At 41.1% G+C, this 16188-nt stretch carries 16 protein-coding genes; 5 read left to right on the top strand and 11 right to left on the bottom strand.

From position 1 onward, the window contains the following. Positions 1-259: 259 nt before the first annotated feature. A protein-coding gene (locus MKX70_RS02000) for an IS3 family transposase (protein WP_156123488.1) occupies positions 260-1593 on the top strand; the annotation gives its coding sequence in 2 pieces (ribosomal slippage) (positions 260-641 and positions 641-1593; 1335 coding nt in all). A 68-nt stretch (positions 1594-1661) separates the two neighbouring features. Here the strand turns inward: MKX70_RS02000 and MKX70_RS02005 are convergent. From MKX70_RS02005 to MKX70_RS02035, 7 genes are all read right to left on the bottom strand, one after another. Beyond that, complete coding sequence (locus MKX70_RS02005; protein ID WP_340839461.1) at positions 1662-3341, bottom strand: DNA cytosine methyltransferase; 1680 nt, start codon at positions 3339-3341, stop codon at positions 1662-1664. Between the two features lie 157 nt (positions 3342-3498). Then, on the bottom strand, positions 3499-4242 hold the full coding sequence (locus tag MKX70_RS02010) for a DUF6339 family protein (RefSeq protein ID WP_340839462.1): 744 nt from the start codon (positions 4240-4242) through the stop codon (positions 3499-3501). An 11-nt stretch (positions 4243-4253) separates the two neighbouring features. After that, entirely contained in the window at positions 4254-5114 is an 861-nt protein-coding gene (locus MKX70_RS02015; protein WP_340839463.1) for a hypothetical protein, read from the bottom strand. Next, entirely contained in the window at positions 5104-7077 is a 1974-nt protein-coding gene (locus tag MKX70_RS02020; RefSeq protein ID WP_340839464.1) for a hypothetical protein, read from the bottom strand. The genes MKX70_RS02015 and MKX70_RS02020 overlap by 11 nt, the downstream gene beginning before the upstream one ends. Further along, a complete protein-coding gene (locus tag MKX70_RS02025; RefSeq protein WP_340841613.1) occupies positions 7074-8120 on the bottom strand; it encodes a DNA cytosine methyltransferase in 1047 nt (348 codons plus the stop codon). Before MKX70_RS02025 ends, MKX70_RS02020 begins: the two co-directional genes overlap by 4 nt. A gap of 859 nt (positions 8121-8979) precedes the next feature. Continuing rightward, positions 8980-9177, bottom strand: coding sequence for a DNA/RNA helicase domain-containing protein (locus tag MKX70_RS02030; RefSeq protein WP_340841614.1), 198 nt, complete (start codon positions 9175-9177; stop codon positions 8980-8982). 28 nt (positions 9178-9205) lie between these two features. Continuing rightward, on the bottom strand, positions 9206-9514 hold the full coding sequence (locus MKX70_RS02035) for a hypothetical protein (RefSeq protein WP_340839465.1): 309 nt from the start codon (positions 9512-9514) through the stop codon (positions 9206-9208). A 196-nt stretch (positions 9515-9710) separates the two neighbouring features. On the opposite strand from MKX70_RS02035, the gene MKX70_RS02040 reads away from it, so the two are divergent. Continuing rightward, complete coding sequence (locus MKX70_RS02040) at positions 9711-10271, top strand: hypothetical protein (RefSeq protein WP_340839466.1); 561 nt, start codon at positions 9711-9713, stop codon at positions 10269-10271. A 132-nt stretch (positions 10272-10403) separates the two neighbouring features. On the opposite strand, the gene MKX70_RS02045 is transcribed toward MKX70_RS02040, so the two are convergent. Beyond that, positions 10404-11021 carry a type 1 glutamine amidotransferase family protein gene (locus tag MKX70_RS02045; RefSeq protein WP_340839467.1) on the bottom strand — a complete coding sequence of 206 codons (618 nt, stop codon included), beginning with the start codon at positions 11019-11021 and terminating at the stop codon, positions 10404-10406. 310 nt (positions 11022-11331) lie between these two features. Here MKX70_RS02045 and MKX70_RS02050 point away from each other — a divergent pair, with 310 nt between their 5' ends. Beyond that, entirely contained in the window at positions 11332-11547 is a 216-nt protein-coding gene (locus tag MKX70_RS02050; protein WP_340839468.1) for a hypothetical protein, read from the top strand. A gap of 8 nt (positions 11548-11555) precedes the next feature. Continuing rightward, a complete protein-coding gene (locus MKX70_RS02055) occupies positions 11556-11831 on the top strand; it encodes a phosphotransferase (RefSeq protein WP_340839469.1) in 276 nt (91 codons plus the stop codon). A 227-nt stretch (positions 11832-12058) separates the two neighbouring features. Here the strand turns inward: MKX70_RS02055 and MKX70_RS02060 are convergent, their stop codons facing one another. Next, positions 12059-12415, bottom strand: a complete 357-nt coding sequence (locus MKX70_RS02060) for a hypothetical protein (protein WP_340839470.1) — start codon at positions 12413-12415, stop codon at positions 12059-12061. 145 nt (positions 12416-12560) lie between these two features. On the opposite strand from MKX70_RS02060, the gene MKX70_RS02065 reads away from it, so the two are divergent. Next, positions 12561-13394: a hypothetical protein gene (locus MKX70_RS02065; protein ID WP_340839471.1), complete on the top strand. Its 834-nt coding sequence runs from the start codon at positions 12561-12563 to the stop codon at positions 13392-13394. A 52-nt stretch (positions 13395-13446) separates the two neighbouring features. Here MKX70_RS02065 and MKX70_RS02070 read toward each other — a convergent pair whose 3' ends face one another. Both MKX70_RS02070 and MKX70_RS02075 read right to left on the bottom strand, forming a co-directional pair. Next, a complete protein-coding gene (locus tag MKX70_RS02070; protein ID WP_340839472.1) occupies positions 13447-14469 on the bottom strand; it encodes a carbohydrate-binding protein in 1023 nt (340 codons plus the stop codon). 405 nt (positions 14470-14874) lie between these two features. Next, positions 14875-16170 (bottom strand): IS110 family transposase, encoded by a 1296-nt coding sequence (locus MKX70_RS02075; RefSeq protein WP_042234001.1) that lies wholly within the window; start codon positions 16168-16170, stop codon positions 14875-14877. Positions 16171-16188: the final 18 nt, after the last annotated feature.

Below are 16188 nucleotides of genomic sequence, written 5' to 3' on the forward strand. Positions count from 1 at the left end.
CAAAATAACAAAATAAGACAAACTGTAAGAGTTAAAGTAAATTCCCAGATCTAATTCGTCCTTCTCTTCTATTCTTCCATATGAAATTAGAGAAGTACACATCAATAACCGATCTAAATTAAACAGCATACTTTATAAAAAAGACCCCCTACTTCATCAATGAACTGTGACCCACAAGAAAGACACTTTGAAAAAAGTGACCTTCTTGTGGGTCTTTTGTGTTTTAATCAGAATATTGGAAAAGGAGCGGGATAAGACTGTGGGAAATTTAAATCGAACCCTATTTACGGAAGATATCATCAGAAGATTAGAGAAGAATCCAAATGTTCAGCGAGTATCCGAGACGAATATTTCGTATACTGCTGAGTTTAAGTTGGCGGCAGTGAAGGCCTACAACGAGGGGACACCCCCGTCAGAAATATTTCTTAAGGCGGGCTTTGACCTAAATCTCATCGGTTCTAAAAAACCAAAGCATAGTTTGAAACGCTGGAGAGATAGCTTTGCTAAATATGGTGAACTGGGACTACTGGAAGAACGGCGTGGCAAAGGCAGCGCTGGACGAAAGCCTGCATGTGCCTTGTCTGCTGACGAAGAACTGAAGCGCGCAAAGGCGAAGATTAAATTACTAGAAGCTGAGGTCGACTTTCTAAAAAAGCTCGAAGCGCTCGAACGGAACCAAGGAAAACCTTAACACCTTCGGAGCGCTACGAAATCATTTATCACACCCTGAGAGCCCATGGATTAAGCCGTATGACTCGTTATCTATGTGGAGTCGCCGCTGTGAGCACCAGTGGCTATTACAGATGGCTGGGCGCCGAGCAAAGGCGTCAACTTCGTGCAGCCGACGACGAGCGCGACCTTGTTCTTATTAAGCAACACTTCAACGCATTACAAGGAAGAGCTGGCGCTTTGGTGATTAAGATGCGTTTGGAGCATCTCAGCGGTGTCACCATGAATCACAAGAAGATTCGCCGATTAATGCGTAAATTTAACCTTGTCGCAGCCTTACGGCAAGCTAATCCGTACCGTAAGATGGCAAAGGCAACGCAGGAGCATCAGACCTGCGCAAACTTACTGAAACGCCAATTTGACCAGAAAGAGCCGGAGAAAGTCTTTCTAACCGATATCACCTATCTGCGGTACGGAAACGGACAGTGGGCTTATCTTTCGTGCATAAAAGATGGAGCAACCCGGCAAATTCTTGCTGACTGTGTAGCAGGGACACTAGAGTTACCACTCGTTGAAAAAACCATTCGGCGTCTGCTGGAACGGCTTGATGGAAATCTTCATCCAGAAGCCATTTTCCACTCCGATCAGGGCATGCACTACACACATCCTAAAACTCGTCTCCAAATTGAGCAGGCAGGTTTTCAACAGTCCATGTCCCGTAAAGGGAACTGTTGGGACAATGCATCGATGGAGTCGTTCTTTGGGCATATGAAAGATGAAATGAGCGTTCGAGATTGTCAGAATCTCACAGAAGTCAGGGCTCGTGTTTCGGAATATATTGCCTACTATAACTCCGAGCGATACCAATGGACATTAAAGAAGATGACTCCTGACGAATTCAGAAGTCATCTCCTTGCGAGCTAGCTCTAGGGTATTTCTTTTAAACCGTCCTCAAATCGGGTCACAGTTCACAATGAAAGTAAGGGATCTTTTTATAAATTAGCCATTTCATAAGGTGTAATTATGTTTTTTAGGGATTGATCTGCAGGATGTCCTAAGTAAAAAAGAAGTTGATCAGCAACAGCTCTTCCTAACAGCGGTGGCACTGCGTTTCCTACCTGTTGGTACTGTGCATCTTTCGCTCCAATAAAAATAAAATTATCAGGAAATGTTTGCAATCGTGCAGCTTCTCTAATGCTGACAGCTCGATTTTTCACAGGGTGAATCCACATCGACTTACGAATATTCAGTACTGTTCCTGAAGGGGTATTATAGTTAAGACGCAGATAAACAGTATTTTGTGTCCTCTTTGGATTAGAATAAGTCCCTTTAAAGGAATCGTCCAAGTGGTGAAAGTTTTGTCCTGGTTGCAAGGCCCTAAATCTCTCCAGAGCTGTTTCCCTGGTATCTGTCATAACATGATTATGAACAACCGCAGTCCCTGCCTGCAGATACTTGAGTAAAGGATTTGCATAATTAACACAATCTTTAATCAAAGGCTTATCCTCTTCTATAAGTACTAAAGGTTGAACATTTTCGAGATCTTTGATAGCATCCTTTACGGTATAAAAGTGAATCGGGTTTTCAATAATCGGCTCAGGAAGTTTAACTTCTTTGTCCACAACCAACTCATTACGGATACCAATAATAAATAAGCGTTCTCTCTGCTGAGGGGCACCAAAATTAGCGGAATTCAAGATCAGACGATCTTCATTAATTTTGTAACCCAAGCTCTTAAATTTCGCTTTCAAGTAATCCAATACAACATACGATTTAAGATTGACTAGGATTTCATTATCTTTCAAATAGAACCCACCTGTTTCAAGGCTGTTTATTTCAATTTCTCCAGCTCGCATAATAATCTGATGAATAGTCATTACTTCTTCTAGGCAGGAATACACCTCATCAATCGGACTCCGTTCATCCTGCAAAAGATTACCTAATTCCATCCACTTCTCTCTATAATCTGGACACCAATAAAATTGATGCTGTCTTTCCCAGTTGTTAAAAAAGTTCTTAATTCCTTTTCTAGTTTTGCTTAAATAAACCTTTGCCTCTTTTTTCTTCCGACTTAGGTGGCTAAGTTTGGAATATAGAACTCTATCTGAAATTGTATAATTGGTAATTGATACTCGAAAGGGATCGTTTAAAAAGAGTATGAGTTCTTCTTTAAGTGTTTCCACTAGACCTAAAGAAACTTTTTCTGCAGTCGGGACAAGTTTTAAATACTTAATCTCGTGTTCATCTTGGGAAGAAAGAAAAAATTTATGCTTGCTAGACCTTATTTCTTTAACATTCTCCATGACAAACGCTTCTGGATTTAATCGTTCAATGGCTTTGACGTACTCTTTTACTAGTTGATTATTAGCGGAGATTAGCGCTACCTTCTGTCTATTTGCATTTGAAAAGCCCTGACAGGGAGGCCCACCAAATACAATATTAACTTTTCCAGACCCTATCTCATTACATTCTTTTAAGATTTCATCATAATCAACCTCCTGTATATCACCATACATTTTCACATCTAAATGATTAGCCAAATATGTCCGCTGTGCTGATTTGTTATTTTCAACTGCCGCTGCTATTTGAATCTGACCGGTCTGTAAAAAACCTAAACTTAGACCACCAGCTCCAGAGAAAAGATCAACAGCTATTAACTTACCACTCTTCACTGCTAGCCCTCCTAACAAGAACATGCGTTCTTCACCTAAGCAGCTTATCACAATCTGCTCCAAAAAACAATAAATTATCTTAAGATCACTAGTTTACAGCGAAATGATAACATTGGCTAGTATAGAAAAAAGCCTGCCGTTTGGCAGACCTGTATCTTTAAGCTAGAAGAGCATCGAGTCTTTCTTCGATTAACTTCTCCATTTCCAGTCGATCTAATGCATCTAATATAGTAACTCCACCAAGTTGATTGAGATACATCATTAAACTTCTGAACACTTCTCTATTCACTGATTGACCTTCGATTTTATGTTTTTTATGAAGAACAGACAAAACTGCACGGGTAATATCACGATTCCCTGAAAATAGCCTTTCAAGTAAACTTTGAGCAATGTCAAGTTTAGAAAGGAGCATGGCAGTCAATTCATAAGGATCTTCCCGTTCTTCGTCATAAGATATATAACCGTACCACCAGAGGCGGGCTATCCCATTACGTACAAGAGCTCTGCCTTTGTTTGACATAAAAAAATAACGTTCTTTTATTGAATCTTCAGTTTTTTGTTTTTTTAAATAAGACTCTACCGGCCATCTTTCACGCATATACTTCCAGAATGTTTGATGTGCCAAATATACCCATATTCTCTCATCAGATGCCTGTGTTAAGGTCATCTCTCTTAGAGCAGTATATACTTTTTTTGTGTTTTCAAAATCAAAATGAACGGTTGAACTTATCGGCATATGCAAATCAATATCTTCCACTCTAATTTTGGATGGAAAACTCCATCTTTCAGAGCCAAAGTAGTCGTTTAACCAGTGATCTCTAAAGGAGTATTTCGGTATATTATGTTTAATATTAGATTTAATATCATCCAATGAACTATCACTTATATAATTTAAATTCAAATTTTCACACCTCAATATTCTTCAAAATTCATAAGTGCTGAAAAAGCTTGACTTAAGGGATCTCCGATCAACTTATGCGCAATCGAGATGGTGGACTCCTGTTCATAGCTGTGAGTGCCTAGCTCGATACCAAAGTCCTTAAGTCTTAATAAAATGACTTGATACCATCTACACTCTTCATAATCGTTAATTAATCCTTGCTCATTTCTTAATATCTCCAGTATCGATACTAACGCCGGAATAACAATCATAGAAGAAAGAATCGGTTGGAAACTCGAATTCAACGAAATAGATTTATATTGATCAAAATTCCCTTGAGAGAGTTTAATGATAATTTTATTCCCTGAAGAGTCTACCTCTATAGCCTGAGCATCATCGCTTCGGTTGGGCTGAATAGAGAAAATTGATGGAATCCGTTTTAAAGGATCGATGTCCTTTTCGGCAATAAATACTCTTTCTGCATCCAAAGCAAGAATATCACCCTTTTTAATTTGGAAGCTGTACCCTTCATAATCAGGGTGAAATTCTGCCAATTCATAATTTTCTATGTTTGAAACAGCTAATATAAACGCACAAATCTGCACCTTTCCTTCCACATCTTGAGCAGGAAGCTGAAATGAGAAACTGGCGTCAAAAGACGAGAATACTTTGCGATACCGTGTGGATTGACACTCAAAGTGAAACGCGAATTTAACTTTACGCTCTTGTATAAGCTTATTTAGTCCTGCACTGCTTGTAATACAATACGCATCAAAAATATATGAACTGTGTGTTTCAGTATTTTTTAGTGAGGCTTGGAAATCACTATCTATAAAGTCATCCGAATAATAAGATAGTACTGGATGGGGAAACTGTCTGGAACTAATTTGCATAAATAGCCACCTCCAATGCGCAACGAAGAGGTTCATTCAATGTAATCATTAATATCATTCGTTCGTTCTTTTCAAAAAGTACAGGTCCAATCTTCACATCACTCTCAATACTCAAATTCCTCCCATGAAACTCAGCAGAGCGAACCTTAGCTTTTTCCCCTCCTACCTCTCCAACTATGTTAATTCCTAAGTAACCGTAACCTTGTTCGTTTGACATCATGGTCACTTTATAAGTACCCTTTACTGTATCAGTGCAAAAAATTCTAGATTGAGTAATTCGCAGATTTTTATTAGGTTTAGGATACGTTTTTTTTTGTTCTTCTAGTTGGAGCGCTATATTTTTGTCCACTTCATCTACTTCATTGTTTTCTGTTATATCATCCAGTGCTTGATCTTCAGTATTATTTTTTTGCTTCTCGTAATTATCTCTTTTATCACTATATATATTTGAATGTTCTTCCTTGTCTACATTAAAGGTTTCCTCAAAATCAGAATGAGAGTAATTTTCTTCATCAGTATCTAATTGATGATTATAGGAATCCAAGTCACCTTCGCTAATAATAGTATAGGTGTTTGGTTTGTTCTGTCGATAGTTCACCTGAATCTCTATTTCCTTTGGTTCAGATTTTTCACCTTCTATCTCAGTAAATGCAGAGTCAGCACTGTCATCCCCTTTATCAGGTAGATATTCGCTCAACCCTTCCACATCCAATTCTTCCAAAGCATCTCCGAGTGTAATGGATTTTATTTGATCATTCATCCAAGAATATATTTTTTTTATAACTCCCTTTGCATAGTTTGGATTCTCATGTCGCTCCGCTTCCCAAGCTGTATGGGTAGGAGGTTCAATCATTCGAAGAAATTCATTGATCTTTTCTCCTTCTGCAATTAATACGCCAGAAAACTTAAATGGAGTTCTAAAATTCCCTTTATCATATATTTTCATTCCCGAGCTTCTAACCATTGCTACACGCTTAAGTGCATCTTTACTTGGAAGAACATACATTCTGATCTCTCCAAGTCCTTCAAAATCAGCTTTTGTAAATTTAAATGTATTCGACAAAGTGTAGGCTTCATAGTATTGATAGGACAAACAATCTGTTTCTCCTTTAGTATATTGCTCCATAATAGCGGGTAGGGTCTCAGCATTAATCTCTATTCCTTCGACCTTTACAATTAGCTTCTGATCCAGAATAGCAATAAAGAAATTTTCTAACACAGAGCGTATAACCTTTTTATCCCAATCAACTTCAGCGTTGAATCCAGCAATAAATATGTCTGTTCCAACTTCATCTCTCCTAAAAAATTCACTTATCTGCTCTTCTTGGAGGACTGGATCATTTTTTTCAACTTGTCCATAGTAACCAGTTCCCTGTGTTGGCTCTTTCAATCCGTTGAGATGTGTAACCAATTTAGACACACCTTGGAACGATTTAAGACCGTCTAGATCCTTTGTATTATAAAAAACGGTTCTTAGATCTGAACAGGCAAAAGGAGCGTGTTTTCCGATGCCAAAAGAACCACCTGATTTGGAATCTTTGTTAGAAGAACCAACTGATTTAATTAGATTATGCCACCCTCCTTGATGACCTTGATTAGCTCCCTTAAGCCCTGTAGTATTATAATCGCTGATTTTCAAGAATTTAATTGTTTCTCCTTGCATAACACTCAGCGCCTGTTCAAAAAACTTTACGGTCTTTACGTTATCTTTCCAATATTCCAAGCTTTGTTTTAAAATGTGTATAAAAGTATCCTTTCCGGGAAACTGAGAAACAGGTAGCTCTTTAACCTCAAATTCTACTCTAACCGGTTCGATGCTATCTTTCTCTCTCGCATCACAGGAATTTTGATTAATCTCCCTAGCAAGTGAATTCCAAGGATCACCTTTAAAAGTCTCGATCCCTGCATCATTAAGACCAGTAACTTGACCATAATTATTAGATGGAAAATTCCAGTTAATCATTGTCGTTCTCCCTGCTCAATCAAATTTCTTCTACATTCCGCTGCCAGCCTCTGTACCAAGTCAACAGTAACAGCATTTCCGATCTGTTTATACTGCTTTCCTTTGGGCATATCTTTAGGAAAAGAAAAGGATGTGTCTTTAAATCCCTGTAAACGAGCGCACTCTACTGGAGTTAATTTTCTTATCCCCCAGTCATCCTTAATAACAGGAACGTTATGACCACCTTCTCCCATGTTAGCTGTCAAAGTAAAGGTAGCAGCGCTCTTATTTTCTCTTACATAAGCTCTACGAAGTAGATATACTGAGTCCTCATTGCCCTCGGCCATTTTGTTGGCAAACATTTTACCGTATTTACTTTCTTCATCAAAATAATATTCCTCATCCAGTTTATTCTGCAAGTCTAGATAATCTCTTACATCGTTTAGATTCTCTATAGTTTGTGGAAATTTAAAAGCATTCATTTTAAAATGTTGTTGTGAAAAAGCAATCATAAATAGTCGTTCCCTGTTTTGAGGAATATCTGTATGTTCCTTGGTATTTAAAACTACTGCATTGCTACGATTTGAAATCAAGTTTCCTTTTTGATCAAGGGGCACTCTAAACCAATAACCAGCTCTTTTTATTTCTTCTTCGATTGTGTAAATAGTATTTTTATTATCGTGATATATCAAGTTTTTAACATTTTCTAGAACAAGAATTTTAGGTTTTTGATCTCCAAACTCCTTTAACAATCGAATAATTTCAAAAAATAGCCGACCTCTGGGATCTTTAAAACCGAGCTTATTGCCTGCTAGAGAGAAAGACTGGCAAGGAAAGCCAGCAGTCAAAATATCAACCGGTTGCAACTCATCCGCTCTCACTGAAAGTTCTTCAACCGACTTCTCAATCAGCCTAGTTTCAGGATAATTATGACGATACGTTTGAGCAGCATAGGAGTCCATTTCATTTGCCCAAACAACATTAAACCCCTCATTTTTAAATGCTCGACAGAATCCACCTATACCTGCAAATAGACTTCCTACCGTATATTTATCGTGCTTCATTGAATCCAAAGATGCCCACTCCAAAATTATTATATTTTTAAGTTCAATGTTAAAAAGCTTATGCATAGATTGTATCTTTTTAATAATAGATGAGATTTATAAAAAATGGAATGGGACGCAAACAATTTCATATCCCTGGGAAAAAGCGACTACAGTACTGTAGTTATGATAACAGAAACATTTATTTAGCTTTAATAATCCTCGAGTTTTTCTATGGATCTTATACTCGCGTCCTCGTGAAAACAAAATAAACCCTCTCAGTGAAGAAAGGGCAATTCCAACATTAACCGCTTATACGGTTATTTCCATTCAAACTAATAGTGAAAAGCATAAACCCATGTGTATATGACAAGTAGATTGTTAAACATCCATGGAGTATAAAATCACTTACTATTATTTGGAATAAAAAAAGCAAAAATAACTAGTGGCGTTTTAATGCTTTCTTTCATCTTCCTTAACTATAATCGAAATATCTTAAATGATAGATCAACAAAGCTGATTCACCTCAAGCTTTATTAACTTATTTTTTATGTTCATTCCTAAAACAGTAAATTGAAATTCTATCATCAAGAAGGCCACGACGATTAGACGCTCCTCCGGCACTGCCTCGAGGCAACTCGTCTCACCGCTTCAATGTCGTCACTAATGACAGGAATTGGGATATCCGTATCATTCTTAACTACCAAACGAGAACTGAGAAAAACCCTCCAGCAGTTGCTTCAATTTGCTCTAAAACATGCAATTCCCCTCATAACAAAACAGAGGAAAGGCTGGTTGGCTTCGGGTTTACCCCGCTCCAATCAACCTGCCCTTAATTTTTTCAAAACAATAATATAACCCTCATCGCCTTCAATTGGCCTCATCCCGAAATCACCACTGAACTTTGAATAGCCAATCGCCTTTGCAAGTACGCCTTCAGATGAGGATCTACACAGTAGATATAGCACCCCTTCGCTCCCCGGGTCATTAAAGTCCTGTAGGTGTTTCGTATAATTTGATCGGCCATTCGGTCGCTTGATTTACATTCATGTTTTTCACCAGCTTTCGAGTTATCTATGAATTGCCGTACCTTCTAAAATTTCATACTACATAAACCCATCCTCAGGCTCCCCCACCTCAAACCCTAAAACTTTCGTCGCTTCTGATTTAACCCTTGCTATCCAAGAATCCCAATCACTCTGATTCATTCGAGCATAAAATGACAATCCACTTGGCTCAACGGATGCCTGAATAAAAACATCATCATCTTCCTGCCCAAACCAGTGTGGAATCCCATCTATGTACCCTTTCCAACCAGGCATAAGCTCATATATATTAGCAACTCTATTCCATACTTCATCAGGTAGATGAGCCCATATATTCAGATTACAATGATGAGAGGTTATTTCATCCATTTGCCTTCCCCCTTAGCCTTACAACATATACAAAATAAGCCTTACGCACTTCAATCACATCGTACCATATGTTGGAATTCCCCTCCTATCATTCGAGGCTCCAACGAGTTAATTATCCACTTGCAAAAAGGATTATTTTTCTATATTTTTAAATATAAAGTAACCATTATTATAAAACAAAAAAGGATACTCACTAATGAAAAACAAAATGTTATTACTTCTTTCATTGTTATCCGTGTTATTTGTAAGCTGTGACAGCACAATTGTAAATGAGCCTCAAGCGGAGCTTTATAATCCCCCTTCAATCCAGTTAGAAATTGCAGTCGTTGGTGATGTTCCTTTTGACAACATTAGAAATCTAAACTACGTACAACAAAGCCTCAAAGATATTATTGAAGACACTAATATAAATTATGATGGCTTAATCATTACAAAGGATTATCTGGCTGAAGCAGCCAAGCAGGAATATAAAGATTTTTTCAGTAACATAACGTATCCGGTATTTTTCATGGGGACTGAGAATCTGCTGACGAATGTATTTCATGACGATAGATTAACTCTCGAGTCCGCAAGAATAGATGGTTTTGGAGCTCATGTATCCGGATTTGTTCTATTAGAGGGCAGGTTTCAGCAGTGGGGCTTATACTTACCAAATAACCCTACAGAACAAGATATGAATAGAGATATGATTTTAAGAATCTCCAATATATTAGAAGATTTCAAAATTCTACGCAGTAACATGAAAACTGCAGCTTAAATTCACCCTATGGTGGAACACGACAAATCCCCCCACAACTACTTATAGATGCCCAGAAGATGTCCTGCCATCCCTGGCCAGACCAACAGAAATACCCTCTCCGTGAAGAGAGGGTACCCTTATTAACCACTCTTATCCCATCAACTCATAGAAATACTTAGCCTCCTGGGTCTTGTAGAGACTATACCAAGCCTTTAATCTGTCTGAAGCCAATACATCCAGAGCTTTCAGGACATGTACCGTGAATTCTAGCGGCGCTATTCCAGAGGCAGTGATCAGCTTCCCATCCGTGACAGCAGACTGCATCTGGTAGAACTCTTCGCCGGTGTATGCGGGACAGATCATTTTGAGGTACTCCAGATCATTGCTTGTATGCGGGCGTGAATTCAATAGTCCTGCCTGGGCAAGCGCCATTGTAGCCCCACAAATCGCTGCCACTACTATATCTTCCTGTATACATCTAGCGGCAATTTGGAGGATGGGCTTGTGAATGGCTTCGGTCCATGTCTCTCCGCCGGGTAGAATTAAGGCATCTGTACTTGCAATACTGCACTCATCCACCGTGATGTCAGGCATTATTGCCAGTCCACCCATTGTAGTGATCAGCGTCTTCTCATTGGCTACGGTTACTATTTCAGAGGGGGCTTGTCCCTTCTTGTAATACCTTCCCGAGTTCAGTTCGGCAGTTAAATACCCTATCTCCCAGTCTGCCATGGTGTCGAACACATATAGATATACCTTATTATTCATTTGTACGTCCTCCTTCAAGGATTCATGTGAACCCTATAATTTCTATATTATAGAATAGCTTCACTGACAGCTGCTGTCAGTGAAGCTATTAAAGCTGAGCTCCTCCAGTCAAAAACAAATATAATCAACAGTTACATTTTTGTCCAAAAGCAGATGTGTTATTGTACCCATCTACAAAGTCACTGATCTGGAGAACAACAGTTACAGCCTCCGGTTAAATATCTCCAAAGGTGACGCACTTGAACAAATTTGGAGTAAGCGGGAAGTTCTTCAATCCTAGATGGTCTGGGTGGAAGGATGCGCAGAACCTTTGATTCCTACAATAGAAGACGCCAGGGCCGTAGATGAAATGATCGGCAAGTTACATAGACAATCCTCTACTTGGCAAATCCCAGGTTCATTTGAACGCCCTGCCTTTGACGGCTCCCGGATATTACAATCCCTTAATATGCTTAAGGAACGCGCTAATACCGGACTGCTTGAGCAGGTGATACAGAGCTTCTACTCCATGCGGGTGAGCGGGTAATTAACCTGATGAACTCTATTGAACGAACAACCAGCAACTGGGGAATGATTCATGCGGATTTGATTCCAAATAATTTATTATTTTATGAACAAGAAGTGCGGCCCATCGATTTTGGCGCTTGCGGGTTCGGTTATTACTTATTTGATCTGGGCTGGACGTTCTCCTATATCCATCCTTCATTCAGAGAACAGTTACTTCAGTCTTACTCCATGCATCATCCGTTACCTGATAACTATATCGAGCGGTTAGAAGGCTTGTTCATTGCCGCACACTTGAGACCATGAATTTCTGGCTGGGCCTGCCAGACTCCCAAGAATGGCTGCCCGAGCACATCGGTAGATTAGCCAGTAGAGAGATTTATGCCTACGTAAACAATGAATCGTTCCTCTTTGGCGGAGTGCCGCATTGGGAATGACCCTTCACCTGGGCTTGGCACACGCGCAAAAAGAAAGACGCTACGGGAATTCCCGAGCGTCTTTCTCATTCTACCTCCTATACTCCTTATAGAATTTCACTTCATATCTTCCATTTCGCTCACAATCTCTGGTGTGAACTCCCGTTCTGTACCATTTGATTCAATAATGGAAATTTGCTCAGGCGGGTTATCAAGGCTCTTCCCCCTGACCAGCAACTGCCGTTCCCCTTCGATTTTGTACTTTCTAATATACAATCCTGAGCCGATATCTTCGAACGGATACTTGTCGAAATCATCCCAGCTTAGTGAGGCTCCCTTTTCAGATAAGCTCTTTACTTCATGCAATGAAATATATTCCCTTACATCTTCTTTCTCTTTATTTTGGCAGGCTGCACAGAACATTAATACGAACAACAATGTCATTGAAAGCTTGAAGCATTTGGATAATGTCATACAATCCCTCTTTTCTTCCATTTTTTAATTGATATATATTGGAAATTATTATGCCGTATTTATGTAAAACACACTAATAATAGAACAAAGGAGGCGTGATAAACAACTGCAAGTCAAGTGTGTTAAAAAATCAGGAGGTTTCTGAATGAAAAAACTACTTTCCTTGCTCACAGCTGTTGTAATGGTATTTCTGCTTACTCCCCCAGTATTAGCAAGCACAAATACTAACGAAATCAATTCACAAAATGTTTCAATAAATCAACTGGAATCATCTGTTGACCCTTTAGCTTCTTTTAATCCGGATCCAAAAGAATGGTTAGAATGGTTTAATGGCTTACCTGAGGAAGTACAATTGCAAGTAAATTACAGACCTGTTGGATATACCTCCACATTCAGTAAAACAGCCTTACCAGCCAGTGAAATACCAATTAATGAAACACAGTACACTCAAAGTTCTTCTGAACCTAAGCAGGATTCCAATAAATCTGCAGAAGTCCAACGACTTGAAACCATGGTAACTGGAGGATACGAACATCCATATAGTACCAGTGTTTGGGCACCATTTACAGATAAAGCGAATTGCTACGCTTATATGTTAAATACCTCTACCTATTCAGGCCACAAGTTACAACCAGGTGAAAAGGCAGGAAGTATTTTTTCAAGTTTAACAACAAACAGTATCATTACTGCAGCAAAAGCAGACATGCCTTACATGAGTAAATCTCTTCGTAGTTCTTCTTATAGCGAGGTTCCAGGTTATAGGGAATACAAAGTGGCATTAGTCATTGCTCCCAATTATGATTATCACTGGTATAGACAAGATGCTGACGGGGGCTGGTCACATAAACGCGGCCTGACCGCCATTGATTTCAGAGATGCAAGCGGCAACTCCGTTCGCAACCCGCAGACCGCTGATCGCAATTATGGTAATGGTCTCAATTATTCTACATTCAGCGGATGGTATATTATTAAATACTAGCTCGAAAAAAAGACGCTGCGGGGTAACTCCCCGAGCGTCTTTTTGCTTTCCCTTAATTCTGCCCTCCATACCCCTTATACGTCCCGTACACAGCATTCGCATACTGATCCGCCAGAATCGGACGCCCGTAGGAATCGGTAGCGCCTGGATACCAGTTGTCGCCTCCGTTATAGTGTAAGAGTCCGTTGTAGATATTTCCGAACCTGACAATCTTCTCATCGAGAATCAGTCCGCCTAAGGCTACCTGATCCTGTTCGCTGCTGTGATTATACGTGCGGCCGAATTTGGCGCTGAATTGGGATAGATAGGCATTGCGTGTGTTCGGTTCGACCTGCATCAATCCGTCACCGGCGGAGGGACTGCCCGGCAGACCTGCTCCGAAGCTGCTCTCCTTCTTGATCACCGCGCTCAGTAGTAGTGCGAAATCTCCGCCTTTCCCGAATGTATTGTCCACATTCATGACATAGGTCCAGATCTGACTGGGAACCTCGGAGGGCCTCGTTACCGAAGGATTCGGTGAACCCGTATAGATTTTTACGGAAGTCATCTTGTCATTGACACTGTCGCCGACCCAGGAGGAATCTGCCGTATAGGTCCACTTGGTTCCTCCAAAATTATCATTCTCATAGACTTCAACGGTCCAGCCACCGGGAACCTTGAGCGAAGACATCCAGTCATTCGGAATTCCGGCAGCATTCAGCTGAGACAGCACATAATTGCCTACGCCAAGGGTTACGGCGTTACCGCCATAATTGATATCTGCATAGAAGATAACTCCATTCGTTGCCGGGGGTGTTGTCGGCGCAGGTGTCGGTGTCGGCGTTGTGGTGCTGCCGCTCTTCCATAGCGCAGGAACATTAACTGGCTCCCAGCCTGTGAGGGAAGTATGTGCCTGAAGACAGGTATAGGTACCTCCGCTATAGGTTACGGTATCATTTACTGCATATGCCGTATTGGGAGCCCATGCTCCTCTGGCGGCCGCGTCTGCCTGCGGTAAGGCTGTGAAGAATAGGGATAGGAATATGGCTGCGACTACCAAGAGGGATAAGGCTTTGGCTGGAACTTTTTTGATCAATCTCTTAAACCTCCCACTATAAATTAATATTTTCTCTTGTTTGCTCACTCGTTCTTAGGTTTTCAGCCATGGACAGGTTGAGAGTTGGAGAAGTCATGTAAGGATGACATTATTTTCTTGCAGAGCCGGTGGCGGGAATAGAGGTTGGGGGGATTGTCCCCAGCCCATGGATCGTTCCTGTGATCGCACTTTGGATATCCACACCTGTCTCTTGACGGCTTACCCTCCCATGTCACGCGGGGTCTTTGCCCTTACATTCCTTCGTTCTGCCTCTCAAGAGGTGGACGCCGTTTCTTGCTCCTTTACAGGGTCGTTGCCCTTATGGAATTAGTTCCTGCGGCTGCTCCGTGCTTCTTTTGTCTTTGGTGAAACCTACTTCAATGAGCAAAATGAGTTTGGTTTTTCTTAGGCTGCCATCTGTAGCTGGGCCTGACGGACCGGCCCTAACACGCTGTTTGCATCGTATGGAATGTGCTTCGTCCCGAGCGTATGAAGCACGCGAATAAGTTTCCCGCACAACGCCACAAGGGATTGCTTTTTCTTCAGTGGATTCTGACTTCGTGTCGTAAAATACTGGTGCAGTGCCTTGAATTCGGCGTTCTTTGCTACCATGGGCATGACCGCCCGGAACAGCAGGGCCCTCAGCTTTGCACGTCCACGTTTGGTAATACTGGACTTGCCCTTTTTCTTTCCCGAACTATTCTCTTTGAGATTCAGTCCGGCCAGCCGAATAATCTGCTGTCCATGCTCGTAACCACTCAGATCGCCCACTTCCGCCAGGAATCCCGCTAACGTCACTACAGCCACACCGGGCACGGTAAGCATCTCTTTCGTGCCTGGAATTTGCCCTAGTAGACGTTCTACTTCGGACAGAATCTCTTCAAGCTGTCTGGCGAACATGTCATACTGCTCCAGAAGTGTTTTAATCTCGATCTTTGCTGCAGGAAGACCTTCGGTCAGACCGATAGAGCCTCTCGCCGTCTCGACCAGCAATTGGGCTCGCTTCGTTCCCACCGCTCGTTTCACGTCTTTCTTCCACCGCTGAGCGATGGCTTCTGCACCGAGTCCTACGATCTCACCCGGCGTCGGAAACTCGTCTAGAGTAATAAGCGAGGCTTTTCCTTCCCAGTCTTTAAACACCTCAGTGTATTCCGGGAAAAAGCGATCCTGCCAGTTCTGCACCCGCCTTTGCACCTGCCCGAGGTTCACCATGATCTTCTCCCGAAGATTCATGAGAATTCGCAGATCTGCGTAGATACGCGTTGGCAATTTAGGTTCGCTGTATTTCCCATTCCGCACTAAATCGGCAATGACTTTAGCGTCTTTATAGTCGTTTTTCGTGGGTGAGTTATCTTCCAGTTCTTTGCTTTTGTGTACATGATGCGGATTGACAATGACCAAAGGAATGCCGTGCTGTCCCAAATACTCGGCCAGGTTAAACCAATAGTGTCCGGTAGGCTCAATGCCAAAGAGGACGTCGCTCTTGGCATGCTCCCGCTGAAGCTCCTTCATCCACTGAACCAGTTGCTCCAGTCCGGTACGGGTATTTGAGAACACACAATCCTTTCCGAGTTCAATCCCCCGGTAGTCGATAGCGCGAGCCACATGGGTTTCTTTCGCAATGTCTGCGCCTACGACAAGGGTCTTGTCGGAAATTCGTGTAATCCGTTGATTCTGCTTCTTCGATTGTTTATACTTCATGTTGAGTGCCTCCTGTGC

This window comes from Paenibacillus sp. FSL R7-0312 (genome assembly GCF_038004445.1).
Taxonomy (GTDB): domain Bacteria; phylum Bacillota; class Bacilli; order Paenibacillales; family Paenibacillaceae; genus Paenibacillus_AQ.